This is a genomic window from Comamonas testosteroni, from assembly GCF_014076415.1.
In the GTDB taxonomy this organism is placed as follows: domain Bacteria; phylum Pseudomonadota; class Gammaproteobacteria; order Burkholderiales; family Burkholderiaceae_C; genus Comamonas; species Comamonas testosteroni_F.
This window is the reverse complement of record NZ_CP043568.1, coordinates 2,049,743-2,071,598: the sequence shown is the minus strand read 5'-3', so window position 1 is coordinate 2,071,598 and position 21,856 is coordinate 2,049,743. Positions and strand designations below refer to the sequence as shown.

At 58.4% G+C, this 21,856-nt stretch carries 28 protein-coding genes and 1 tRNA gene; 18 read left to right on the top strand and 11 right to left on the bottom strand.

Going from position 1 to position 21,856, the window contains the following annotated elements; genetic code table 11:
* Positions 1-301 precede the first annotated feature (301 nt).
* The 7 genes from F0P97_RS09455 (at position 302) to F0P97_RS09430 (ending at position 4,175) form a co-directional block, all read left to right on the top strand.
* Positions 302-481, top strand: a complete 180-nt coding sequence (locus F0P97_RS09455) for a hypothetical protein (protein ID WP_003061345.1) — start codon at positions 302-304, stop codon at positions 479-481.
* A gap of 96 nt (positions 482-577) precedes the next feature.
* A complete protein-coding gene (locus F0P97_RS09450) occupies positions 578-769 on the top strand; it encodes a hypothetical protein (protein ID WP_003061342.1) in 192 nt (63 codons plus the stop codon).
* A gap of 566 nt (positions 770-1,335) precedes the next feature.
* Positions 1,336-1,554 carry a hypothetical protein gene (locus F0P97_RS09445; RefSeq protein ID WP_182286500.1) on the top strand — a complete coding sequence of 73 codons (219 nt, stop codon included), beginning with the start codon at positions 1,336-1,338 and terminating at the stop codon, positions 1,552-1,554.
* A 24-nt stretch (positions 1,555-1,578) separates the two neighbouring features.
* Positions 1,579-1,758: a hypothetical protein gene (locus F0P97_RS09440; protein WP_182286499.1), complete on the top strand. Its 180-nt coding sequence runs from the start codon at positions 1,579-1,581 to the stop codon at positions 1,756-1,758.
* A gap of 864 nt (positions 1,759-2,622) precedes the next feature.
* Positions 2,623-3,663 carry an IS481 family transposase gene (locus F0P97_RS09435; RefSeq protein ID WP_182284111.1) on the top strand — a complete coding sequence of 347 codons (1,041 nt, stop codon included), beginning with the start codon at positions 2,623-2,625 and terminating at the stop codon, positions 3,661-3,663.
* A 146-nt stretch (positions 3,664-3,809) separates the two neighbouring features.
* Entirely contained in the window at positions 3,810-3,944 is a 135-nt protein-coding gene (locus F0P97_RS27815) for a hypothetical protein (RefSeq protein WP_269780125.1), read from the top strand.
* A gap of 33 nt (positions 3,945-3,977) precedes the next feature.
* Positions 3,978-4,175, top strand: coding sequence for a hypothetical protein (locus tag F0P97_RS09430; RefSeq protein ID WP_182286498.1), 198 nt, complete (start codon positions 3,978-3,980; stop codon positions 4,173-4,175).
* Between the two features lie 564 nt (positions 4,176-4,739).
* Here the strand turns inward: F0P97_RS09430 and F0P97_RS09425 are convergent.
* Positions 4,740-4,991, bottom strand: coding sequence for an RNA recognition motif domain-containing protein (locus F0P97_RS09425; RefSeq protein WP_182286497.1), 252 nt, complete (start codon positions 4,989-4,991; stop codon positions 4,740-4,742).
* Between the two features lie 741 nt (positions 4,992-5,732).
* On the opposite strand from F0P97_RS09425, the gene F0P97_RS09415 reads away from it, so the two are divergent.
* From F0P97_RS09415 to F0P97_RS09400, 4 genes are all read left to right on the top strand, one after another.
* On the top strand, positions 5,733-5,915 hold the full coding sequence (locus F0P97_RS09415) for a hypothetical protein (protein ID WP_182286496.1): 183 nt from the start codon (positions 5,733-5,735) through the stop codon (positions 5,913-5,915).
* Positions 5,916-6,144: 229 nt separating this feature from the next.
* Positions 6,145-7,080, top strand: a complete 936-nt coding sequence (locus F0P97_RS09410) for a recombination-associated protein RdgC (RefSeq protein ID WP_182286495.1) — start codon at positions 6,145-6,147, stop codon at positions 7,078-7,080.
* Positions 7,081-7,173: 93 nt separating this feature from the next.
* Entirely contained in the window at positions 7,174-7,572 is a 399-nt protein-coding gene (locus tag F0P97_RS09405) for a hypothetical protein (protein ID WP_182286494.1), read from the top strand.
* Between the two features lie 230 nt (positions 7,573-7,802).
* Complete coding sequence (locus F0P97_RS09400; RefSeq protein ID WP_182286493.1) at positions 7,803-9,002, top strand: sensor domain-containing diguanylate cyclase; 1,200 nt, start codon at positions 7,803-7,805, stop codon at positions 9,000-9,002.
* Between the two features lie 251 nt (positions 9,003-9,253).
* On the opposite strand, the gene F0P97_RS09395 is transcribed toward F0P97_RS09400, so the two are convergent.
* Together F0P97_RS09395 and F0P97_RS27465 are read right to left on the bottom strand one after the other, a co-directional pair.
* Positions 9,254-9,697: a lipocalin family protein gene (locus F0P97_RS09395; RefSeq protein WP_182287152.1), complete on the bottom strand. Its 444-nt coding sequence runs from the start codon at positions 9,695-9,697 to the stop codon at positions 9,254-9,256.
* Between the two features lie 126 nt (positions 9,698-9,823).
* Positions 9,824-10,036, bottom strand: coding sequence for a hypothetical protein (locus F0P97_RS27465; RefSeq protein ID WP_232538172.1), 213 nt, complete (start codon positions 10,034-10,036; stop codon positions 9,824-9,826).
* Between F0P97_RS27465 and F0P97_RS27980 the strand changes: the two genes are divergently transcribed.
* The 6 genes from F0P97_RS27980 (at position 9,944) to F0P97_RS09365 (ending at position 12,705) form a co-directional block, all read left to right on the top strand.
* Entirely contained in the window at positions 9,944-10,609 is a 666-nt protein-coding gene (locus tag F0P97_RS27980) for a DNA cytosine methyltransferase (RefSeq protein ID WP_420093907.1), read from the top strand. The two genes, F0P97_RS27465 and F0P97_RS27980, sit on opposite strands and share 93 nt — an antisense overlap.
* Before the next feature lie 52 nt (positions 10,610-10,661).
* On the top strand, positions 10,662-11,288 hold the full coding sequence (locus F0P97_RS09385; protein ID WP_182286491.1) for a hypothetical protein: 627 nt from the start codon (positions 10,662-10,664) through the stop codon (positions 11,286-11,288).
* Positions 11,285-11,542, top strand: a complete 258-nt coding sequence (locus F0P97_RS09380) for a hypothetical protein (RefSeq protein ID WP_182286490.1) — start codon at positions 11,285-11,287, stop codon at positions 11,540-11,542. The genes F0P97_RS09385 and F0P97_RS09380 overlap by 4 nt, the downstream gene beginning before the upstream one ends.
* Complete coding sequence (locus F0P97_RS09375) at positions 11,529-11,756, top strand: hypothetical protein (protein ID WP_003061421.1); 228 nt, start codon at positions 11,529-11,531, stop codon at positions 11,754-11,756. Before F0P97_RS09380 ends, F0P97_RS09375 begins: the two co-directional genes overlap by 14 nt.
* Positions 11,753-12,115, top strand: a complete 363-nt coding sequence (locus F0P97_RS09370) for a hypothetical protein (RefSeq protein WP_182286489.1) — start codon at positions 11,753-11,755, stop codon at positions 12,113-12,115. Before F0P97_RS09375 ends, F0P97_RS09370 begins: the two co-directional genes overlap by 4 nt.
* A gap of 338 nt (positions 12,116-12,453) precedes the next feature.
* Positions 12,454-12,705: a helix-turn-helix domain-containing protein gene (locus F0P97_RS09365; protein WP_182286488.1), complete on the top strand. Its 252-nt coding sequence runs from the start codon at positions 12,454-12,456 to the stop codon at positions 12,703-12,705.
* Here the strand turns inward: F0P97_RS09365 and F0P97_RS09360 are convergent.
* The 8 genes from F0P97_RS09360 to F0P97_RS09325 all read right to left on the bottom strand — a co-directional run bounded on the left by F0P97_RS09360 (position 12,653) and on the right by F0P97_RS09325 (position 20,777).
* The gene (locus tag F0P97_RS09360; protein WP_182286487.1) at positions 12,653-13,777 is read right to left on the bottom strand and encodes a site-specific integrase; all 1,125 of its coding nucleotides are present in this window, start codon (positions 13,775-13,777) and stop codon (positions 12,653-12,655) included. The two genes, F0P97_RS09365 and F0P97_RS09360, sit on opposite strands and share 53 nt — an antisense overlap.
* A gap of 160 nt (positions 13,778-13,937) precedes the next feature.
* A tRNA-Val gene (locus F0P97_RS09355) sits at positions 13,938-14,013 on the bottom strand.
* A gap of 14 nt (positions 14,014-14,027) precedes the next feature.
* Positions 14,028-14,300, bottom strand: coding sequence for an HU family DNA-binding protein (locus F0P97_RS09350; protein ID WP_003056615.1), 273 nt, complete (start codon positions 14,298-14,300; stop codon positions 14,028-14,030).
* Between the two features lie 407 nt (positions 14,301-14,707).
* Positions 14,708-15,271 carry a CDP-diacylglycerol--glycerol-3-phosphate 3-phosphatidyltransferase gene (gene pgsA, locus F0P97_RS09345; protein WP_019043474.1) on the bottom strand — a complete coding sequence of 188 codons (564 nt, stop codon included), beginning with the start codon at positions 15,269-15,271 and terminating at the stop codon, positions 14,708-14,710.
* A gap of 60 nt (positions 15,272-15,331) precedes the next feature.
* A complete protein-coding gene (gene uvrC, locus F0P97_RS09340; RefSeq protein ID WP_182286486.1) occupies positions 15,332-17,284 on the bottom strand; it encodes an excinuclease ABC subunit UvrC in 1,953 nt (650 codons plus the stop codon).
* A gap of 206 nt (positions 17,285-17,490) precedes the next feature.
* Complete coding sequence (locus F0P97_RS09335) at positions 17,491-18,477, bottom strand: Bug family tripartite tricarboxylate transporter substrate binding protein (RefSeq protein ID WP_182286485.1); 987 nt, start codon at positions 18,475-18,477, stop codon at positions 17,491-17,493.
* Between the two features lie 78 nt (positions 18,478-18,555).
* Positions 18,556-19,548, bottom strand: coding sequence for a hydroxymethylglutaryl-CoA lyase (locus tag F0P97_RS09330; protein ID WP_182286484.1), 993 nt, complete (start codon positions 19,546-19,548; stop codon positions 18,556-18,558).
* Positions 19,545-20,777, bottom strand: coding sequence for a CaiB/BaiF CoA transferase family protein (locus tag F0P97_RS09325; protein ID WP_182286483.1), 1,233 nt, complete (start codon positions 20,775-20,777; stop codon positions 19,545-19,547). The genes F0P97_RS09330 and F0P97_RS09325 overlap by 4 nt, the downstream gene beginning before the upstream one ends.
* Before the next feature lie 164 nt (positions 20,778-20,941).
* Here F0P97_RS09325 and F0P97_RS09320 point away from each other — a divergent pair, with 164 nt between their 5' ends.
* Positions 20,942-21,856 carry a LysR family transcriptional regulator gene (locus F0P97_RS09320; RefSeq protein ID WP_182286482.1) on the top strand — a complete coding sequence of 305 codons (915 nt, stop codon included), beginning with the start codon at positions 20,942-20,944 and terminating at the stop codon, positions 21,854-21,856.

The following is a 21,856-nucleotide window of genomic DNA, read 5'->3' as shown; positions in this document are numbered from 1 at the left end:
ACCCATCGCAGCAACGCGGTGGGTGCCAAGTGATCGAGCCAGCACCTCAGGTCCTTAAAAAGCCAGAGATTCAATGCACGTCGTGAGACACGCTGCGCCCCGATGACTTTCCGGAACGCGCCGCGACTCTGCCGCACCGAAGCGGTGGATGGTGCTAACCGGCGCAGATAGTGATCTGCATAAAGCTGCCAGAGCGAAGCGCAAGCCAGTGACAGTGGGAGATATGCGCCGCCCCCGGAGCGCATCCGGGGTTCAAACCAAAGCCTTGCTTGCAGGGCTCCGGTTTGGATACAGTGAACCAATGACACGCATAAACACCACCGAAATTTGGGAGCGACACGGCTACAGAGTCGAGCGCATTGAGCAGGTCATGGGCGCACCACAGCGCAATATCTATGGCCCTGACGGTGTGCTGCTGATCGAGGACGCTGAGTACACCCAGGAGACTGAAGCACTGCGCGACCTTGGCTTCATCGAGTGAGCGCGACCACAGCTGCGACAACTTGGCTAGCGTCTATTTTTCGAGGGCACCGTTTAAGGTCATTTAAAAGAGTACTGTGGGACAAGGCAGTCAATCTTGACCAGCCGCCTTAGACCGGAGGTCTATTTGTCAGGTAACCCCATCCCCATCTCCACCCCATCCTTTTTGGACACCTTGAAGCTGATGTTTTTTATTACCGACGGGCTCCCAGCTCCGCAGCAACAAGGCAAACCTCGCGTCCCGAAAGAAAAGAATGAGGAAGAGCAGCAGCAGCAACGCAAGCAGTAGCGAAAAAGAGAGATACTTTTCTCACTCAGGCTTGTCCCAGATGCCTTGAGCAACCGCCTCAACGCGAGCACACCAGCCACCTCCGGGTGGCTTTTGCTTGCGCCGTTTAAGGTCTTTTAAAAGCGTAATGTGGGTGCATGCAAGTCCTCCTGATTTGCAGCTTTAGACCGGAGGTCTATATGTTCCCGCTTCTTGTGTACCAAAGATATGTCGCGTTTTGGCATGACATGTGGTCGATCATCCTTGAGCCCATCTCTGAGCTCCCACCAAGCCCTTCAAGCTTCGATCAAGAGCCTTCAGCAAAGCCAGAAACGCCACCATCCACGCTCGGCTCAGATGCAGCCAACGACAAGCCCTGATTGACACGCTCACGCCCCAGACTAAGCAGAAAGTCATGATCCTCAGCCACCTTTTCAGGTGGCTTTTCTTTGAGGAAACTGCTGCGGTTTAAGGCCTATTCGAGCATTGCTGACATGGACTTTGAGACCGCTGTTTAAGGTCATTAAAAAGAGTACCGTGGACTCATGTGGCCTATCTTGGACCGCTGCCATAGACCGGAGGTCTATATGTCTTTCATCGACAAAACTATCTTCAACATCCGCTCCCGGCTTCCCGCCGTGAAACAGGGAGTCGATTCCCGGAGCGTGGCGGATGACGACCGAATCTTTCACACGCCATTTCAAACGGATGCACAGTTGCAGGAGGAGTCACCTGAGCAGATGCTGCGCAAAAAAACGAACCGCCTTTTGCTGCAAGCGGTCCTCAACAAAATCTCTGCCGCTTGAGCAAGCATCTGACCGGAGGTCTATATGTTTTCACTACTTGGCTACAAACGTCAGTCCGAGTTCTGGCGTGATATGTGGGTGATGCTCCTCGAGCCGATTTCAAAGATTCAACCCATCGAACCCAGTCTCGATCCACCACTCGCACCGACGCCAAAATCCCCACAGCCCAGCTCCGAAACACCTGCTGTCAACGACAAGGCGTGACAGCACCACACGGAGACGCAGCGAGCCCGTAGCTCACGCGTGTCAGTCTGGAGGTCTATATGTCAGTAAGCCGCATCCCATCTTCATTCCTGAAGGTTTGGAGAACAGTCAGACGAGTCTTCGCCAGAGGCGAGCCACTCCCCAGTCCACCCAACATCGAGCAGTGCGGACCTCCTGAAAAAAACAAGCGGAGGCAAAAAGAGAAGCAATCGCGCATGCGCCATAGCTATCGTTACTGGTAGCAAGAGTGTTCGACAGCTCCCACGATTACGTAGCTTCATTTTCAACAGCCACCTTCTAAGGTGGCTTTTTTGTGCCCGGAGATCTTGAGATGTGAGCATTCAGCCAACATGTGCCATACATGCGCCCTCTCCCGCAGAGGCTATAGCGGGGCCATCAAGAAAGAGCGCGGCAATGAAAACAGAAACCGGGCGTGGAGTTGGGCAATCCGAGATGCCGCTACCGACAGACCGAAAGCCGGGTGATCCGCTCTTTTTTTTGATGGTTTGTGACAGGCAGTTGCCCGCCTGCAAGCAGTGAAAGTCTGAGTCCTGCAACGAAGCTTCGCTCTTGTTGTTGAGATGTTGGCAAGCTGGGGCGAACACAGCGATAGCCATCACGACTTGCCGGCGTAAGCGGCAGCTATCTGGCGTGACTGCTCGAGCAGGTACGGCAGCACAGGAATTCGCCTGGGCTGGCGTCAATTACGAGCTTAGCGAGAGTGGTCACACCAGATGGCACATCACCTGTAGAAGTTCAGACTTGATCTGACAGTGTGCCTTGCCAACAGGTGAGGTTTCCCGTTTTGATAAGGGTACGAATCTTTATCAATCCGGGCGCGCAAGCGCCCAACGGAGAAACCTCATGAATAGTTTCAACCAAACCATCATCCGGCACAAGGTCGGCCTGCTCAACCTGGCCAGCGAGCTGGGCAACATCTCCAAGGCGTGCAAAGTCATGGGCGTCTCCCGTGACACTTTCTACCGCTATCAGCATGCCCACGAAGAAGGCGGCGTCGAGGCCCTGATCCAGACTTCAAGGCGCAAGCCCAATCTCAAGAACCGGGTTGATGACGCCATCGAAGCGACCGTTATTACCTATGCCCTGGAGCAGCCAGCGCATGGACAGTTGCGTGCCAGCAATGAATTACGCCAGCGGGGCATCTTTGTGTCGCCATCCGGTGTACGCTCCATCTGGATGCGCCATCAACTGGCCAGCTTCAAACAGCGTCTGTCAAACCTGGAGGCCGAGGTCGCCAAGACTGGCGCTGTGCTCACCGAAGCCCAGGTGGCAGCCTTGGAGAAAAAGCGTGAAGATGAGCTGGCCTGCGGAGAAATCGAAACCGCCCATCCCGGTTATCTGGGTAGCCAGGACACCTTCTATGTGGGCTCGATCAAGGGAGTCGGGCGCATCTACCAGCAGACCTTTGTGGACACCTATTCCAAATGGGCCGCTGCCAAGCTCTACACCACAAAAACGCCGATCACAGGTGCTGATCTGCTCAATGACCGGGTGCTGCCGTTCCTGGCCGAGCAAGGCATGGGGCTGTTGCGAATCTTGACCGACAGGGGCACGGAGTATTGCGGCAAGGCCGAAACGCATGACTACCAACTGTACCTAGCCGTCAATGACATTGAACACACCAAGACCAAGGTGCGTCACCCGCAGACTAATGGCATCTGCGAGCGATTCCACAAGACCATCCTGCAGGAGTTCTACCAGGTGACGTTCAGGCGCAAGATCTACCGGTCCATCGACGAGCTGCAAACGGATCTGGACGACTGGATCAATTACTACAACAGCCAGCGCACGCATCAGGGCAAGATGTGCTGCGGCAGGACGCCGATGCAAACGCTGATGGATGCAAAGGAGGTGTGGGACGACAAGGTAAAAGAGCTGAATTAATCTGACAGCCGTACCGTCCGAAACGGGAGCAACTGTCAGATCAGATCGGAACTTCTACACTTTCCCTAGGCATGACTCGAAAGGTCATCGGCCCTCTATTCAAAGCCCGCAGCAGCAGCTCGCGGGCTTTTTCTTCAGGAGATTCCATGCATTCATCACCCGCCACAAGGGCAACAAAGCTGCTGCTCGCCGCGCAATGGGCGCTCACCGGCTTCGGCCTCTTCTGCTTGGTCGGTGCGGTCGTGGTGATCGCACTCACGCCAGAAGCCTGGCCCCTTTGAGCATTCAGCTTTGAAAACTGACAGGAGATCCTCATGCTGAAGACGATTGTTGACTCCCTGCTGGTCATCGTTAGCGCCCTGCTTCTCGCAGCCTGGCTGTCCGCGCCTGATGCCCAAGCCGATGAACCCCAAACCATCACCAAAAGTCTGCGCGATGAATTCGCCTGTCCGGGCATGCACGCCGAGTGGCTGGACGAGAAGACCGTGCAATGCCTGAAAGAGCAACCTTAGATTGACCAAGACATGACCTTTTTGCAGGAAGTCTTTTCGCTCTTTTTGCACAGAAGGATAGAGAATAGGCATTGCAGAATTCACTGTAATAGCTTGTCTTTAGACAGTACTTTTACCTTCGCTGCGCAGACGTCCATTCCAGGTCATCAACATGCGAGCTCTAGAGTGCCAAAGGGTGCAACAGCGGCTTATGCGTTCGCATCCATCAACATTGACTAAGGCGTATGGCAAGGCCACCAATCCAGCTTGAGCACCTACCCAAGAGGCGAGGCAGGAGCAAACACTTCCTTTGGAGGGCGGCATTCTTCTTGTGCACCTCGGCGGTTTTGCTGACTTGCCTGCTCATGGGAGGCTGCAAATCCGAATCAGGCAAGAACATTGAGCAAGCTGCTGTTGCACTCAAAATTTCGGCGCTTAGCGCTTGGCATTGCCCAGGAATGACAGCAATTTGGGTTAGCGAGAATATTGTGAAGTGCGTCAGAGAAGAGCATTGACGTCGAAAATTTAAGAATGCAAAAAGCCCACACCTGTACAGATGTGGGCTTTTTTACGCCGAGTAAGAAATTACTTGCGTGTGTTGGCTAGAGATACAGAGATCACTCGACCACCCAACGACTGATCATTCAGGGAGTCGATCGCTGCTTTTGCTTGGGCAGCCGTGCCCATTTCAACAAAGCCGAAGCCGCGCGATTGACCTGTATTTCGGTCCGTTATTACTTCGGAGGACAGCACATCCCCGCAGCTTGAAAAATGTGATTTCAGCGTTTCGCGGTCGATGCCATAGCCAAGATTGGAGACGTAGAGATTGCTTTGCATAGATTACCTTCTAAGTGGATTTCGCTGCTTATTTTTCGGAGCGAAAGATGATTCCCAAGAGAACCACGAGAGTGCTTTGGTGAAGATTAGTCAGTAGCCAAAGCTTCTACTGAGGGATGAAAAATGATGCAGCTCAATTCAGCTGGTGACCAAGCACCATGCTCCGACCTTCAGCCAAAGCATATTTAGAGGCAAGCGACTCATCAGAAAAATGCGGGATAAACCGAAAGATTCGGTCATAAGTACCACGACGAATAGAGACAGCAGCAGTGAATTGACCACTTGCGTCAGTCTGGGTGAGAGGTGTGACCACGTAGCGGCCAATCTGCTCTGTAGTGTTTTTGTGCAGCATGAAAGCGAACGATCGCACGCACGATTGCGCAGACCGTCAAATAAGTTAGGGAAGGCCCGTGCCAAGTGCAGGGGCAACGCAGATCCGCGAGGATGTTCAGGATCTGGGAAGTTCGCCTAGAGGGGTGTGACCACCGCGTGCTTTGCTAGAAGAGCGGCTACCTGCGGCCAAGGGGCGGCATTGGTGTCAGACAGGCGCTGTTGGGGCGAACAGCCTTAACAGCGAGTGAACCCAGTATAGGTGAACTGAAAGACCTTTGGTTGGAAATCTTCCGTTACCCCGACCTGACGCCCCTCACATCAAAGACTTCAAAAATAAATTGATAGACCACTAAGGATTAACCATGTACTGTGGGCCTAGCGTTCGCATATTTATAGAGAGCCTCACCAATGACCAGAACTAAAAAATCAACCGTTCACCATGTCGTGGAGGCCAAGCGATGGGAGCTCAGCCGCGAAAAAGAGCGCATCACCTACCCTCCTGAACATGCCGGCCCGGTGCAAATGGAATGGCGCAAGCGAGAAAACTACTCCGCCACCGACCTCGACTACCGAGGCCGCAGCAAGATTTAGAGAGCCTCCACAGAATTGCCTTTGCCCGCCATTGAGCGGGCTTTTTTATGAGTATCACCAGCATGACAAACACCACCACTGACAAGCGTTGCGGAAGCTGCGGCGCCCCTCTTCCTAAAGACTTCAAAGAAGAGCAGGGTCAACCACTTCCTTGCGGCCACTAACAGCCACAACTTCCCCCACATCAGAGCCCGCCAATCAGCGGGCTTTTTCTATTTCTGGAGTCTCAATGTTCAAGAGCATGATCATTTACCGCATTGCCAAGAGCTGGCAGGGCGATCTGCAGGTGCTGGAGGATGCCCTGCAAAAGACAGTGTTTGAAGAGTGCGGCGCGACCCAGGAGCGCTCCGTGGGCTGGGTGCCGCCGCGCGGCGAGCAACACGGCCCGCTGGTCGAATCCGTGGCCGGGCAGTGGGTCATGCGTTTCATGAGCGAGTCCAAGGTACTGCCGGCCAGCGTGCTCAATCGCAAGGTCAACGAGAAGGCCGAGCACATCGAAAAGACCGAGGGCCGCAAGCCCGGCAAGAAGGAAAAGCGCGAGCTCAAGGACGAGGCCAAGCTGGATCTGCTGCCCATGGCCTTCACCAAGCAGGGCAGCATGTGGGTCTGGATCGATCCGCAGGCGCGCACTCTGGTGCTCGATACCAGCGCCCAGGGCCGCGCCGATGAGGTGGTGACGCTGCTAGTCGAGGGCCTGCCCGGCTTTGCCCTGGCCCTGCTGGACACCCAGACCAGCCCACAGGCTGCCATGGCGCATTGGCTGATGACGCAGGAGCCGCCCGCCGGCTTCTCGGCCGACCGCGAGACGGAGCTAAAAGCCGCCGACGAATCCAAAGCCGTGGTGCGCTACGCCCGCCACCCGCTGGATATTGATGAAGTCCGCCAACACATCGAGCACGGAAAGCTGCCCACCAAGCTGGCCATGACCTGGGACGATCGGGTGAGCTTTGTGCTGACCGAAGGCCTGCAGATCAAGAACATCACGCTGCTGGATGCGGTCATGGACGGCAACAGCAAGGATGACAGCGGATTTGATACCGATGTAGCCATTGCCACCGGCGAGCTGTCGCGCCTGATCCCCGACCTGATTGAGGCTCTTGGCGGCGAAGGCCGCACCGCTCTGGGCGACCTGCCCGCCTTGCCGGCTACCAGCGCCAGCAACTGATCATCTATTCATAGATCTGCATATCCAGGGCTAGGCGCCCACATCAATGAATCATCTGCCCGCCGACAAGCGGGCTTTTCTTTGGAGGCTCCCATGAGTCTGACTTTCGTGAATCACAACGGCGACCCCATCACCGATTCCCGCATGGCCGCCATGCGAGCCCAAGGAATGGAGCTCGAGCGCCAGCGCCGCCTGGCCGCCAAAGCAGATGCGGTGTCCGTGCACAAAGGCTGGCGCGTATCGGGCATCAAGCCCGGAATGCTGGATGAAGCAAAGCAGGCGCACGAGCGGCTTTGCCAGATGGCACAGAAGGCAGGCGGCAAGCCGCCAGAGCCGTTTGATGAAACTGCATGGCTACGCACCGCCAAGCGCACCGCAGTGCGCAGCAAGCCGTACATCCTTCAAGAGGCTGCCATGCAGTGCAAAGAGTTGGCAGTTAAAGCGGGGTGGCTCGAAGTTCAGGTGCAGGAGGTCAAGAAAGTAGTTGCCTGATGTAGAAAACACAGCCGTAACGAGTTCTATTTATTTTTAGAAATGAGTATCTACAGCACCTACCTCGATAACGTCGAATCCGGATGACATAGATCAAGCATCAGGCATTGCAACAGCTTGTGATCTCACACAACAAGATGTATGAATAACAACTGAAAGTTGTCGAGATGTAAGTGGAGAACAGACAAAGCTGCTCCGTTTTGATCATTGATCGATGAGGCTCTGGTCAGATGTTCACGAATAAAGATTTCTTTGTTCTGACGCCTTCTTTGGCAATAGTGGTGCTTGCAACGATATTGCTCGTTGTTTGGCTTTTCCAAAGATCACAGCGCTTTCTGATTTGGCAAGCCTGCGCATACTCGCTCACTGCCCTAACTCTTGGCGCGCAGACCCTGCTTCCTCTGGTCGAGCTAAATCGCTACGCACTACTGATAGGCAGTTTTTACCTCATAAGCGCATGGTGTCTTGCAAAAAGTTGGGCAGAGAGATGGGGTGTATCGACCCGACCACAAATTGCACTACTTATCGCCATCATCACCTTGGCGGCACTGTATCAGTTCAGCCGAATCGACCCCAATATCTGGGCTCGGGTAAGTGCTTTCAGCATAGGCTCGGGCCTTGTTTTACTGCTGCCTATATTGCAGATCGGCTCAAAGAAAAACTCGTTTGACTGGCTTGACAAAGCGTTGCTCTGGCTGAGCAGCATCTTTACGGCCTACACCTTAACTCGACCCGTTTTGATCTGGTTGCTCGAATACACGGATCTCAGCGCCTTGCCAAGATCGCCCTACTGGATTTTTACGCTACTGAGCATTTTGAATTTCGCGCTGCTATTCACCGTGTTGATGAGCGCAATTGCTGTGAAGGAAACCGTCGGCAAGCTACGCAAGGAACGTGACTTTGATGCTTTGACGCAGATACTGAATCGTCGTTCATTCCCAGAGCACGCCCAGAAGCGCCTCGACGACCCAAGGCTCTACCCAATGGCGGTACTGGCCTGCGACATAGACCACTTCAAACGCATCAACGACGCTTGGGGACACGAACGTGGCGATATGGTGCTGCAACTTGTTTCCTCGACTCTGAAGAACAATTTGCGAGAGCACGACCTAGTTGCTCGGCTCGGCGGAGAAGAGTTTGTGCTTCTATTAGCCGACATAACGCTGCGAGAAGCAGAACTCATTGCACAGAGAATCCAGCGTGACCTCGGGTCAAAAAACACCGTTCTTCCGACGGGCCCAAAGCTGACCATGAGCTTTGGGATTTCATCAATCACCAAGCCATCACAGTTTGAGCAAGCCATGAAGGAGGCCGATCAACTGCTTTACCAAGCCAAAAATGCTGGGCGTGACCGGGTTCATGTATCAGGGGTTTTCTATCCAGATATATCTGTAGATATTCATCAGCAGTGGAACAGACCTGCCATTTAGAAAGCCCGGACATCGAGAGCAATTCACCTCAACCTCAGTAAACCAGCAAACACCCACCACCAACCATCCTCAACCTTCCCTGTATTGATCAAGAAAATCGCCCCGTTCATCTCGAAAACGTGAGATTCGACCTCTGTCATCTGTAGTTCCATGACCTCTCCAGATTTAGAAGCTATATCCTACTCAGTACTTGACCCAGCCTAGCCCGCCGCCGCGGGCTCTCTCATTCTCTGGAGCGGAAACTTGTCACCCTACTGTGGGACGACCTGGACTTGGCTCAGGTCCACGCCGAGCGATTGGGCCTTCTCCAGCAAACGCCGAAATTGCTGCTCAGGGATGCTCTTGCTGCGCGAGAGCAGCCAGAAATAGTCGAGGCTGTTGCCAATCACCAAAGACGTCTGGTACTGGTCATCCAGACTCACCACGTTGTAGCCGCCGTAGAACGGACCGAAGAAAGACACCTTGAGCGCCGCGATGCTGGGATCGCCCAGGAATCGCGCCTTGCCGTTGGCTTGACGCCATTCCTTCTTCGATGCGTCATAGCCTCGATTGACCACGGCCACTGTGCCATCGTCGTTGAGGCTGTACTGCGCAGAGACCTGAGTCAAACCCTTTTCAAAACTGTGCTCGATACGGGCCAGTTCGTACCAGGTGCCCATGTAGCGCTTTGCATCGAAACCGGTCACTGGCTGTATGCCTTTAGGCACCGAGACAGCACAACCATACAAAGCAGCAACTCCCGCCGTCACCACGGTCAACGCAGCAGTACGAATTAGAGAGCTTCTCGAAAAACGCATTGTTGTTTCCTGAGGTTGAAAGCCTCATTCAACCATCCACCAACCAGCCCGTCCTGAAGAGCGGGCTTTTTGCTTTCTGGAGCCATGAAGCCGACGTACTACAACGAAATCGACAAGTTCGCGGCCCGGTGGCTGCGCAACCTCATTGCCGCCGGACACATAGCTCCAGGCGACGTTGACGAAAGGAGCATCGAGGATGTTCGAGCAGATGATCTTGCCGGATATGGACAATGCCATTTCTTCGCCGGCCTCGCTGGTTGGCCCCTCGCTCTGCGCATCGCACGTCTTGCAAGCGCGCCAGGCATCTGGACAGGAAGCCCTCCCTGCCAAGACAACAGTGTCGCCGCAGCAATCCATGGCGGACGTGCCGGCCTCTCAGGTGCGCGAAGCGGACTGGCTCACACTTGGCTCGACCTCATCGCCGCGCGCCAGCCACAGGGCATCTGCTTCGAGAACGTCCCGGGCATCAGCCCGTGGCTTGCCGAGATCACCAGCCGTCTGGGACAGCTTGGCTACCGAGTGCGCAGACCCGAACGATCGTCTGCGGATGTTGGTGCGCCTCATCTACGCCGGCGAGTGTGGATTGTTGCCGACCGTGGTGGCCAGGGACTTCCGCGCCCCGGGCGACCCGAACCACCCGCGCCGTTTTGCGACCCGCGGTCAGCCCCTCCCGGAAACGTTTTCATCACCAGTGCCGGCAGAACTCGCCCGGTGGATGATGGGCTTTCCTCCAGAGTGGGCGCAGTGCATGCCTACGGAAACGCCATAGACCCCTGGGCTGCTGCTGAAGCGATACGCAGCCTCTATTGATCAACACCCCAGCCTGCAGCCGCAGGCTTTTCTCATTCTGGGAGCCACCTATATGCAAGACAACATTCCCGAAGACCTGATTGCCGCCTTTGAGCGCCAGTATGACGTGAGCTTTGATCATCCCGATTTTCGTAACGAGCGACTGGCAATGCGCTACGGCTGGCAAGCAGCGATGGATCACAAGTCCTGCCTGCACCAGATTCAGGAGCCAGCTTCCGTTTCAAACGCGACCTCCCAAGCAGCGCCAGCAGCCGTGGCAGTGCCTGATGGCTGGAAGCTGGTGCCAGTGGATTTGACGCCCGAAATGAAGCGAGAGTTCATGGATCTACTCATGGACGGCATCGACATTTATGTGAACCGCCGCGATCAGATCGAAATCCAGACTGACGCACCGCGCAGGATCTGGAAAGCGGTATTTGCTATCTCGCCAGCAGCGCCCCAGGCGCAGGCAGACGCGCGAGATGCGGCGCTGGCGCACTTGGATGGGCTGCTGGACGACGCCGCCGCACATATCTATCCATCAGACCTGAATAAGTTCCAGACCGGCGAGCACACCGCTACCGTGGCATCTGTTCGCATGGGGAACAGTAGTGAGCGCAGCGTGCCGCTGTACAGCCGAGAGCAGGTTGCGGAGGCCTTCGACGCCGCCCAGGCAGCCCAGCAGGGAGGTGCAGCATGAAAAAAGCCAAGGTATTCCCGCTGCAGGGAAACACCGCAGCAGAAGCCGACTTGTCTGAATGGCAGGACGGCGCCACAAAGCCCGAAGCCGATGGCCGCTATCTGCGGGAATTTGACGAAGGCATTGCCATGAGTTGGTTCACAGATGGCGAATGGACGCGCGACGGGTTCTTTGCATCTGACATTCAGGACGCGCCTTGGCGTGGCCTGCGGGCAGCCCAGCAGACACAAGGGGGCGGCGATGCGACTGATTGAAATACTGATCAGGGACTGGTCAACCTGGATCGGCGGTCAGCGCGCCTATCAAGACTCAGATGGCGACCTCATCGCCAGTGATGGCTACTGCTTTCGCAACGTTGTGGGCAATGCAGAGATCGCAAGCGACCGCGCAACTGCCATCGTCACAGAGCTGCGGTGGCGAGAAGCCAAGGCCGCACAGCGCGACCAGGCGCAGAAAGGCCAAGCATGAGCACCCCAGACTCCAACATCAGGAAGTTCCCAGGGACTGAGCTTCCGGAGCAGACGCTCACAGCCAATAAGAACTGGAACAACTTCTGCGAGCACAAAAAGATCTCCCTGGATGATCACAGCCGCACCGTGCGCTGCGCCGCTTGCGACCAGGTATTCGATCCGTTCGATTTCCTGCAAAAGGAAGTCACTCGCCTGCAGCGCGCCTGGGAAGACCACAAGCATGTTCAGAAAAGCTTGAATGACCTCAGGGATGGTGTCGAGTCCTTGAAAAAGGAAGAAGCCCGTCTGAAGACGCGCATCAGAACGGCCAAGGCCAAGGTAGCGCCGGTAATCGATGTGAGGAACCGCGAACTATGAGCAAGCGAGCCCGCGACCGAGGCGACAAGCGCGACAGATGGCGCGGACCAATCAACCACCCCGAGCCCCGCCACACTGAGCGGGGTTCTACTTTTCGGGAGTCCTCATGGCAACCAGCGCCAGCACCGTGGGCCTGCCAGAAGACAAGGCCTACATAGCCCACCACTTTAACTGCCCTACCTGCTGTGCTGCCGGCCGATCTGGCGGCAAGCAGACGCGCTGTCCCGATGGCCAGCGCTTATGGGACCTGTACTTGCAGGCATTCCAAGCCCAGAACCTTACTTTGCATCCACTGAAAAACAGAAAGCCCCGAGAGGGGCTTAACTTTTGATAGCACTATGACCAAAGCCACAAACAATTTCACCTGCTCCGTCACAGAAGCGGCGGAGATTCTTCAGGTGCATAGTTCCACCATTGAAAAACTCATTGCCAGCGGCGTGCTGCCGGCCGGCCGCATTGGTCGCGCCTACGTGATGCGAACCAGTGATGTGCACCGCTATGCAGAAAAAGTCATCCTTGACCAGACTTCAGAGCGGCTTACCAAAGGTCATCGGCCAAGGTCGATCCGCGCAAGTTTGCGTATCGCATGAGCATTCTGTGGCTCTTGTGGCCAGTAATTTTCATGATCTGCGTCTCGCTGAGCTTGGTTCTCTCAAACAGGCGACTCGTCGCCTCGTGGCGCAGGTCATGGAAAAGCAGCCCGACTGCCCCGGCTTGCTCAAAAATATCCACGAAAAGGCGCGACAAGAAATCTGTCGTTTCATTCAGCTTCTTCGCTGACTCCTCCCCCTGCAGGAAGGGGAACACCAAATCAGCAGGGCCGGCATCACTTGGCTGGAACGCGCGCAGTTCCGCCAGTGCCACGGACGACAGCGGGACTTGCCGCTTGTCCCCGTTTTTGGTCTTGTCCAGGAAAACTGTCTTGTGCGGCAGATCCACCTGGCTCCAGCGCAGCGTGTACATCTCACGCATCCGCATCGCTGTCTCAACCGCCAGCACTGTGATGCACTTCAACGCCACTTTGTCCCGCCGCCCCTCAAGCACGAGGGGCCGCTGTGTGCGGGGCAGCACACCCGTAGCGATAACTCCCAAGATCTTTTCCCACTCTCCCGGCTCAAGCCGCCGGTCCCGTTCATTGTCTTTTCGCTGCACGCCGGCTACGGCCGCGTCAGCCTTGGTGTATTGGGCATACCCACTTGGCAGCGAGCGAAGTGCGTGGTCAGGCATGGTGAGGAAGCCTTTGCGCATACCCCAGTCCGTGGCTCGAGCCAGAGCGCCGACTTTCGCGTGAATCGTAGTGGGCGCAACCTTATCAATGCGCTTCATCTGCGCGATCCAGTGGTCCACCCAGGCGGCATTGATTTCAGTCAAACGCACCGTGCCATGGATCGGCACTATGGTTCTCAGCGATGCAACATCCTTGGGCGAAGGATGGGCCTCGCGCTCGTAGTCGGCAACGAGGTCGGAGATGGTCAAAACCTGTTCGGTCTTTTTGTGCTCAAGAGGAACAATGCCGCGCGCTAGCAGCGCCTCCAACTTGGCCGCATATTCATCGCCTTCTGCCTCTGTGGAAAACGTGAGATACAGCGGCTTATCCAGAACGCCCTTCTTCTTGAAGACGTACTGCCACGATCCATTTGGAAACTGCTTCTTGCCTGCCATCTGACCTCCCAAAAAGGAGCGCCATACTAATCCCTGCAGAGTTGGTAGACAACGATTTTCAGTTGGTAGAGGCGGCTTGTGGCGGCTATTCGAGCTGGTAGAGAGGGCAAAGAAAAAGGGCTTAGATCGCTCCAAGCCCTTGATTTCTTTAGTTTTTTAGTGGTGGGTCCTGACGGTCTCGAACCGCCGACCTACTCCGTGTAAAGGAGCCGCTCTACCAACTGAGCTAAGGACCCACTGAAACTGGGTGTCAGTTCAGAGCATCTTTCAATGCTTTGCCCGGACGGAATTTAGGCACTTTGGCCGCCTTGATCTTGATGGAATCGCCGGTACGGGGGTTACGACCAGTGCGAGCTGCACGCTTGCCAACAGCAAATGTGCCAAAACCAACAAGCGATACTGTACCACCTTTTTTCAGTGTTTTCTTCACTGCGTCGATCGTGGAGTCCAGTGCACGCGCAGCTGCGGCCTTGGAAATATCGGCGTTGTTAGCGATGTGCTCAATCAGTTCGGTTTTATTCACAAGATGCCTCTCGAGAAATAAGTGAATGGAATGTCTCTGCAAACGCAAACCTTGCGCAGCAAGAAACCAGTCGCGATAAAGACGGAAGCCAGCCTATCAGTTTCTGTGTATGGGCAAGCCCATTTTTACCTGAAGCCGCTGACATTTTTGACGCCAACTCGCGCTGCGCATTCCAGCGACAGAACCAGATTCTATGCGGTTTTTGAGCGGGTTCGGCCATCCACAGCGGCTTTTTTCAAGCTTCTTCCGTGTCGGCTTCACCGATTGACAACAATTGACAAAATCTGCAGTCCGATCAAGTCATGCAATGCGTAGCCGCAAAATCTTTTTGCTGCTCCGAAAGCAGCCCGCCAGATAGCAAAAAGCGCTTGATGAGCAAGCGCTTTCAGAGAGGCCCACCCCGGATTTCAGAGCCTGGCACGAATTTCGGGCAATGCCTTTTGCAGGTAGTAGACCATGGACCAGACGGTCAGCACCGCTGCAATCCAGATCAGCCACTGCCCCCAGACGCCGGTATCGATCACGCCGAACGCCACTCCGTCATAGAGCAGAAAGGGAATGGCCACCATCTGTGCCATGGTCTTGGCCTTGCCGATCATGTGCACGGCCACGCTCTTGCTGGCACCGATCTGAGCCATCCATTCACGCAGCGCCGAGATTGCGATCTCACGTCCGATGATGATCAGCGCCACGAACACATCGGCGCGTTGCAGATGAACCAGCACCAGCAGCGATGCACAGACCAGAAATTTGTCGGCAACGGGATCCAGAAAAGCACCGAATGCCGATGTCTGATTGAGCTTGCGCGCAAGATAACCATCGAACCAGTCGGTGGCGGCAAACACGACGAACATCACGGTGGCGATGAGGTTGCGGGTCGCCTGATCCAGCGGCGCGTAAAACACCCCCACGATGAGCGGAATCGCCACGATCCGCGTAAGGGTCAGCACAGTAGGGATGGTGAAAAACATGGGTGTCATTGTGTCACGAGCAGGCTGCGCCAGCGCGGATTAGCGCTCGCGCAGCCTGCATCAATGCAGCGCCTTGTAGATTTCTTCGGCCAGCGTTGCGGAAATGCCCTCCACGGTCATCAGATCGTCCACGCTGGCATCGGCCACGCCGCGCACGCCGCCAAAACGCTGCAACAATCGCGCCCGTTTCTTGGGCCCCACGCCGGCAATGTCTTCCAGGCTGCTGCTGCCCGTGCGCACCTTGGCGCGGGCCGCACGCATGCCGGTGATGGCGAAGCGGTGCGCCTCGTCGCGAATCTGCGCCACCAGCATCAGTGCCGCCGAGTCATGGCCCAGGTAGACCTTGTCACGCCCGTCGGCAAACACCAGCTCCTCTAGGCCGACCTTGCGGCCCTCGCCTTTCTCCACACCCACGATGCGCGACAGATCGAGCCCCAGCTCCGTGAATACCTCACGCGCCATGCTGACCTGGCCCTTGCCGCCGTCGACCAGCACCAGATCGGGCAGATGCGGCTGCTTGCCGGTCAGCTCGGCGCCGCCCGCCTCGCGCTGCGCCTCGGCCACGGGTTTGTAGCGGCGCGTGAGCACCTGGCGCATGGCCGCATAGTCGTCGCCGCCAGTGATGCCTTCGATATTGAAGCGGCGGTAGTCGCTGCTCTGCATCTTGTGGTGATGGAACACCACGCAGGACGCCTTGGTGCTTTCGCCGCTGGTGTGCGAGATATCGAAGCATTCGATGGTCAGCTCGTCGAGATTCTCGACCGGCAGGTCCAGCGCCTCGGCCAGGGCACGGGTGCGCGCCTGTTGCGAGCCTTCCTCGGCCAGCAGCCGGGCCAGCTGGATGTCGGCATTTTTCTGCGCCATCTCCAGCCAGATGCGGCGCTGCTCGCGCGGTTGCTGGACCACGGTGATGCGCACGCCGGTCTGCTCGGTCAGCAGCTCCACCAGCCGCTTCTCCACGGGATGGCTGACGATGAGCGTGGGCGGCACGGCAACGCCCACATAGTGCTGGGCGATAAAGGCCTCCAGCACCAGCTCCTCCACGGGCCGCGCCTCGGCTGCGGCATCCACCTCTTCCTCGCTGGAGTAGACCGATGCGGCATCGCCCAGATTCGCCGGGAAGTAAGGCCGGTCGCCCAGGTGGCGGCCGCCGCGCACCATGGCCAGGTTCACGCAGGCGCGGCCGCCCTGCACGCGCACGGCCAGGATGTCCACATCCTTATCGTCGGTGGTTTCGATCGCCTGCTGGTGCAGCACGCGCGACAGTGCCGTGAGCTGGTTGCGCACCTCGGCCGCCTGCTCGAACTCCAGCTTGTCGGAATGCGCCATCATGCGCGCTTCGAGCTGCTGCAGCAGCTCGCTGGTTTCGCCGCGCAGCATGGCCTCGGCATTGCGCACATCCAGCGCATAGGCCTCGGGAGATATCAGATCCACGCAGGGGCCGGTGCAACGCTTGATCTGATAGAGCAGACAGGGGCGGCTGCGGTTGGCAAACACCGTGTCCTCGCAGGTGCGCAGCCGGAAGACTTTCTGCAGCAGCTGAATGCTTTCCTTGACCGCCCAGGCACTGGGATAGGGGCCGAAGTAGCGGTGCTTCTTGTCCACCGCGCCACGGTAGTAGGCGATGCGAGGAAATTCCTGAAACGCGGGTTCACCCTCCTTGCCGTCGCGGTGGGCCACACCGGTGATCTTGAGATAGGGATAGCTTTTGTCGTCCCTGAACAGGATGTTGTACTTGGGGGACAGCGTCTTGATGAGGTTGTTTTCCAGCAGCAGCGCCTCGGCTTCGGAGCGCACCACCGTGGTCTCCAGCCGCGCGATCTTGCTGACCATATGGCCTATGCGCGTGCCGCCATGCTCCTTCTGAAAATAGCTGGAAACGCGACGCTTGAGGTTGATGGCCTTGCCCACGTAGAGCAGGGCACCGGCAGCATCGAAATAGCGATAGACGCCCGGCAATGGCGGCAGCGCGGCCACCTGGGCCAGCAGTTCGGCGGAATGCGTGGAAGACATGGGCGCTATTGTCTGCGCATGTGGACGAATCCTGCAGCAAGCGGCTCAAACGCCAGGCCAGCGTTCTGCCTATCGATAAAAGGAGCAGCCAGCGCTTGATGAGATTGAATCTCAGATAGTTTTCAATCTGAGATCCTTATCAATCAAGCAGTAGCAGCTCCATTTTTAGATGCAAGGGATTCAGGGCAATCCCTGCGCCCTGCAGCTTACTCGGCTTCGATTTTGGACGACTTCACCACCTGCGCCCAGTTGCCGTATTCGGTCTTGACCATGGCCGCCAGTTGCTGAGGGTTCATATAGTCTGCCGTGGCGCCCTGCTCTTCGGCCTTTTTCCTGAAGGCGGGGTCCTGCACCACCTTCTTGATATCGGCAGCCAGCTTGTCGATCACGGGCTGTGGCGTGGCCTTGGGCGCAAACACGGCAAACCAGGAAGTGGCGTTCACCCCCGGGTAGCCAGCTTCCGCGGTGGTGGGCACATTGGGCAGACTGGGCAGGCGCTGCTTGCCCGTCACGGCCAGCACGCGCAGCTTGCCGCTTTGCACATGGGGCATGAAGGGAGGCGCGGTGCCGAAGGTCAGATCCACCTGGCCGCCCAGCAAGTCCTGCAGCGCCGGGCCCGAGCCCTTGTAGGGCACGTGCACCATCTTCACGCCGGCCTGCTGCTCCAGCATGGCGCCCGTCACATGCTGCAGCGAGCCGTTGCCCGACGAGGCGTAGTTGAGCTTGCCGGGGTTGGCCTTGGTGTAGCTCACCAGCTCGGCCAGCGTCTTCACCGGCAGCTCGGAGCGCACGACGATGATCTGCGGTGCCGACAGCACATTGGCCACAGGGGCAAAGTCGCTTTGCTCCCAGCTTCTGGCCTTGGTCAGGTGCGGGGAGATGACGTGGTAGCCCGAGTACTGCATCAGCAGCGTATAGCCGTCGGGATCGGCACGCTTGACCAGATTGGCGGCGATGGCGCCGTTGCCGCCGCCCTTGTTGTCCACCACCACCGATTGCCCGATCACCGGCGCCAGCGCCTGTGCGGCCATGCGGCCGGCCAGATCGGTGGTACCGCCCGCAGCGGCGGGCACGATCATCAGCACGGTTTTGCTGGGATAGCTGCCCTGGGCCATGGCCGGGGCACCGGCAAGGCCGGTGGCGGCAGCGGCCGCCGCAAGCAGGAAATGAAGGCGTTGACGTTGAACAGTCATGTTTGTCTCCTTGTTGGAATGTGGAGCCGCACCAGCTCCTTCCCCCGAAAGAGCCGATGCAGCGGGGCGAAATCAGCCTCAGGCCCTGGCCTGGGCGCGTTCCTTGATCTCGGCAAAATCCGCTGGCGGCTGGTGCAGGTCCCAGCGCGCACCGGCCTTGACGATCTGGCTCGGCGTCTCGTGGCCGATCAGTGCCGGCAGGCTGCGGGCGGCCGCGACGATGCGGGCCAGGTCCGTGCCCGTGTCATAGCCCATGAGCTGCAGCGCATGCACGATCTCTTCGGTGCAGGCATTGCCCGAGGCACCCGGCGCATAGGGACAGCCGCCCAGACCGCCAATCGAGGCGTCAAAGCGATCCGCACCCGCAGCTATGGAGGCCAGCACATTGGCCAGCGCCATGCCGCGCGTGTTGTGGAAGTGCAGGGTCAGGCCCAGTTGCGGCCAGCGCGCCTTGAAGGCCAGGACCATGGAGTGCACCTGGTTGGGATAGGCCATGCCCGTGGTGTCGCACAGCGTGATGCCCTGCACACCCAGATCGGCAAAGCGCTGCACCCAGGCCAGCACTTCGGCCTCGGCCACATCGCCTTCCATGGGGCAGCCGAAGCAGCAGGAAAGCGATACGTTGACGGGCGTTGCCGCCTGCTGCGCCGTGGCAACCACCTGCCTGAGTGCCTCGAAGGACTGGCTGCGCTGCATGCGCAGATTGCAGAGGTTGTGCGTCTCGCTGACCGACATCACCAGATTGAGCTCGTCGGTCTGCGCATCGATGGCACGCTCCGCGCCGCGCACATTGGGCACCAGCGCCGTATAGACCGTGCCCGGCCGACGCACGATCTCGCGCATCACGATCTCGCCGTCGCGCAGGGCCGGAATGGCCTTGGGCGAGACAAAGGCCGTGACTTCGATCTTGGACAGGCCGGCCTCGGACAGTGCGTTGACCAGCACAATCTTGTCCTCGGTGGACACAAAGGCCTGCTCCATCTGCAGACCGTCGCGCGTGCCGACTTCGTTCATGTGGATGCGGCGACCCGCACCGGTCCACACCGTCGTATTCAGGTCGGCGGCCATCATTGGACAATCCCCTTGGCGCGCAGCTGCGCGATCTGCTCGGCGCTCAGACCGATCTCGGCCAGCACGGCATCGGTGTCGTCGCCCACATGGGGGGCGCTGCTGCGCACCGTGCCCGGCGTCAGCGAGAGCTTGGGCACCACGCCGGGCACCTGAAGCTCGAAACCATCGCGGGTGCGCTGGGTCAGAATCATCTCGCGCGCCCGGTAATGCGGATCCTCGGCAATATCCTTGGCCGTGTAGACCTTGCCGGCCGGCACGCGTGCCGCGCCCAGCTCGTCCATCACCGTCTGCACGCTGCGTGCCTGCGTCCATGTGCCAATCGCGGCATCGATCTCGGCCACGCGCTGGACGCGGCCGGCGTTGTCGCCCAGATCGGGCGCATCCGCCAGATCCTGGCGGCCGATGGCCGTCATGAGCCGCTTGAAGATGGAGTCGCCATTGCCCGCCACCAGCACCCAGCCATCCTGGCAGGGATAGGCATTCGAGGGCGCAATGCCCGGCAGCGCACTGCCTGCGGCCTCGCGCACGGCACCAAAGGCGCTGTACTCGGGGATCAGACTTTCCATGATGTTGAACACGGCCTCATGCAGGGCCACGTCGATCACCTGGCCGGGACCGCCGTTCACCTTGCGGTGATACAGAGCCATCATCACGCCGATCACGCCATGCAGGGCTGCCAGCGTATCGCCTATCGACACGCCCACGCGCACCGGCACCCGGCCCGGCTCGGCCGTCAGATGGCGCAGCCCGCCCATGGCTTCGCCGATCACACCAAAGCCCGGCAGATCGCGATAGGGGCCTGTCTGACCGTAGCCCGAGATGCGCAGGATCACCAGCCCGGGGTTGATGGCATGCAACTCCTCGGGCGACATACCCCAGCCCTCCAGCGTGCCGGGGCGGAAGTTCTCGACCAGCACGTCGGCTTCGGCGATCAGCTGGCGCGCCACGGCCTGCGCCTCCTGCTGGCGCAGATCCAGTGCCACCGAGCGCTTGTTGCGCGACTGCACCTGCCACCAAACGGAGGTGCCTTCCTTGATCAGGCGCCAGTTGCGCAGCGGGTCGCCGGCACCGGGCGCCTCGATCTTGATGACATCGGCACCAAACTCGCCCAGGGTCTTGCCACAGAAGGGACCGGCAATCAGCTGGCCCATTTCCACCACTTTCACCCCTTCCAGCGCGCGCGGCGTGGCGATCTGCGTGGCGGGGTCTTGGATATTCATCGTCGTCATCCGTTTGTCTCTTGATGGCTGTCTTGCTGTGCCGCTTTGCGTTGACCAACGCCATGCAAAGCGGCTTTTCAATCATCTTGCCCTTGAAGAGCCGTCCTGCAAAACGCTGAAATGCGAAGTTGCCATCGCATTTGGGCATAGCCAGGCGGGATAATGCAGTCCTCATGAAACTGGACCCGATCACCCTGCGCCTGTTTGTGGCCGTGATGGAAGAAAGCGCCATCGCACGTGCCGCTGCACGTGAGCACATTGCCCCCTCGGCCGCCAGCCGCCGCCTGGCCGAGCTGGAGGACCAGTTGCAGCTTGAGCTGTTCACACGCAGCAACCGGGGCAGCCAGCCCACGGCCGCCGCCTACGCACTGCTGAACATGGCGCGCGGCGTGCTCAACGAGCTGGACGGCATCGCCACGCAGATGAAGGACTACGCCCAGGGCGGCGAGCAAGGCCTGCGCGGCCACGTGCGCGTGATGGCCAATATTTCCAGCATCACCCAGTTTCTGCCGGCCCAGCTGCAGAGCTTTCTGAGCCGGCACCCATTGGTGGACGTGCGGCTGCAGGAGCGCGTGAGCACCGATATCGCGCGCGCCGTGGCCGACAACGAGGCCGATATCGGCCTGCTCAACAACGGCAGCTACGGCAGCAAGATCAGCCTGCGCCCCTATCGCCGGGACCGGCTGGCCGTGGTCATGCCCCAATCCCATCCGCTGGCCGGCGAGCACAGGCTGCGCCTGGAGCAGGTCCTCGAGCATGATCTGATCGGCATGCATGCCGACAGTGCGCTCAACCATCTGATCACCCGCTCTGCCGCCGACCAGGGCCTGCAGCCGCGCCTGCGCATGAAGGTGACAGGCTATGACGCGCTGTGCCTGATGGTGGCCGCCGGCCTGGGCATTGGCATTCTTCCCGAAGGCAGCGCCCATATCTACATGGGCGCCCTGCCCTTGCGCTGCATCCGCCTGGACGAAGTCTGGGCCGAGCGCCAGCTCATGCTCTGCGTACGTTCCCAGGATGCACTCTCGCCCGTCGCACAACTGCTGGTCGAGCACCTGTGCCAGAGCGCCTCAACCGATCAAGACTGA

What these genes read in the sequence shown, in the direction of transcription:
- F0P97_RS09455 (WP_003061345.1), top strand. Translation starts at nt 302, where the DNA reads ATGACACGCATAAACACCACCGAAATTTGGGAGCGACACGGCTACAGA.
- F0P97_RS09445 (WP_182286500.1), top strand. Translation starts at nt 1,336, where the DNA reads ATGTCTTTCATCGACAAAACTATCTTCAACATCCGCTCCCGGCTTCCC.
- F0P97_RS09440 (WP_182286499.1), top strand. Translation starts at nt 1,579, where the DNA reads ATGTTTTCACTACTTGGCTACAAACGTCAGTCCGAGTTCTGGCGTGAT.
- F0P97_RS09435 (WP_182284111.1), top strand. Translation starts at nt 2,623, where the DNA reads ATGAATAGTTTCAACCAAACCATCATCCGGCACAAGGTCGGCCTGCTC.
- F0P97_RS27815 (WP_269780125.1), top strand. Translation starts at nt 3,810, where the DNA reads ATGCATTCATCACCCGCCACAAGGGCAACAAAGCTGCTGCTCGCCGCG.
- F0P97_RS09430 (WP_182286498.1), top strand. Translation starts at nt 3,978, where the DNA reads ATGCTGAAGACGATTGTTGACTCCCTGCTGGTCATCGTTAGCGCCCTG.
- F0P97_RS09425 (WP_182286497.1), bottom strand. Translation starts at nt 4,991, where the DNA reads ATGCAAAGCAATCTCTACGTCTCCAATCTTGGCTATGGCATCGACCGC.
- F0P97_RS09415 (WP_182286496.1), top strand. Translation starts at nt 5,733, where the DNA reads ATGACCAGAACTAAAAAATCAACCGTTCACCATGTCGTGGAGGCCAAG.
- F0P97_RS09410 (WP_182286495.1), top strand. Translation starts at nt 6,145, where the DNA reads ATGTTCAAGAGCATGATCATTTACCGCATTGCCAAGAGCTGGCAGGGC.
- F0P97_RS09405 (WP_182286494.1), top strand. Translation starts at nt 7,174, where the DNA reads ATGAGTCTGACTTTCGTGAATCACAACGGCGACCCCATCACCGATTCC.
- F0P97_RS09400 (WP_182286493.1), top strand. Translation starts at nt 7,803, where the DNA reads ATGTTCACGAATAAAGATTTCTTTGTTCTGACGCCTTCTTTGGCAATA.
- F0P97_RS27465 (WP_232538172.1), bottom strand. Translation starts at nt 10,036, where the DNA reads ATGGCATTGTCCATATCCGGCAAGATCATCTGCTCGAACATCCTCGAT.
- F0P97_RS09385 (WP_182286491.1), top strand. Translation starts at nt 10,662, where the DNA reads ATGCAAGACAACATTCCCGAAGACCTGATTGCCGCCTTTGAGCGCCAG.
- F0P97_RS09380 (WP_182286490.1), top strand. Translation starts at nt 11,285, where the DNA reads ATGAAAAAAGCCAAGGTATTCCCGCTGCAGGGAAACACCGCAGCAGAA.
- F0P97_RS09375 (WP_003061421.1), top strand. Translation starts at nt 11,529, where the DNA reads ATGCGACTGATTGAAATACTGATCAGGGACTGGTCAACCTGGATCGGC.
- F0P97_RS09370 (WP_182286489.1), top strand. Translation starts at nt 11,753, where the DNA reads ATGAGCACCCCAGACTCCAACATCAGGAAGTTCCCAGGGACTGAGCTT.
- F0P97_RS09365 (WP_182286488.1), top strand. Translation starts at nt 12,454, where the DNA reads ATGACCAAAGCCACAAACAATTTCACCTGCTCCGTCACAGAAGCGGCG.
- F0P97_RS09360 (WP_182286487.1), bottom strand. Translation starts at nt 13,777, where the DNA reads ATGGCAGGCAAGAAGCAGTTTCCAAATGGATCGTGGCAGTACGTCTTC.
- pgsA (WP_019043474.1), bottom strand. Translation starts at nt 15,271, where the DNA reads ATGTTTTTCACCATCCCTACTGTGCTGACCCTTACGCGGATCGTGGCG.
- uvrC (WP_182286486.1), bottom strand. Translation starts at nt 17,284, where the DNA reads ATGTCTTCCACGCATTCCGCCGAACTGCTGGCCCAGGTGGCCGCGCTG.
- F0P97_RS09335 (WP_182286485.1), bottom strand. Translation starts at nt 18,477, where the DNA reads ATGACTGTTCAACGTCAACGCCTTCATTTCCTGCTTGCGGCGGCCGCT.
- F0P97_RS09330 (WP_182286484.1), bottom strand. Translation starts at nt 19,548, where the DNA reads ATGATGGCCGCCGACCTGAATACGACGGTGTGGACCGGTGCGGGTCGC.
- F0P97_RS09325 (WP_182286483.1), bottom strand. Translation starts at nt 20,777, where the DNA reads ATGACGACGATGAATATCCAAGACCCCGCCACGCAGATCGCCACGCCG.
- F0P97_RS09320 (WP_182286482.1), top strand. Translation starts at nt 20,942, where the DNA reads ATGAAACTGGACCCGATCACCCTGCGCCTGTTTGTGGCCGTGATGGAA.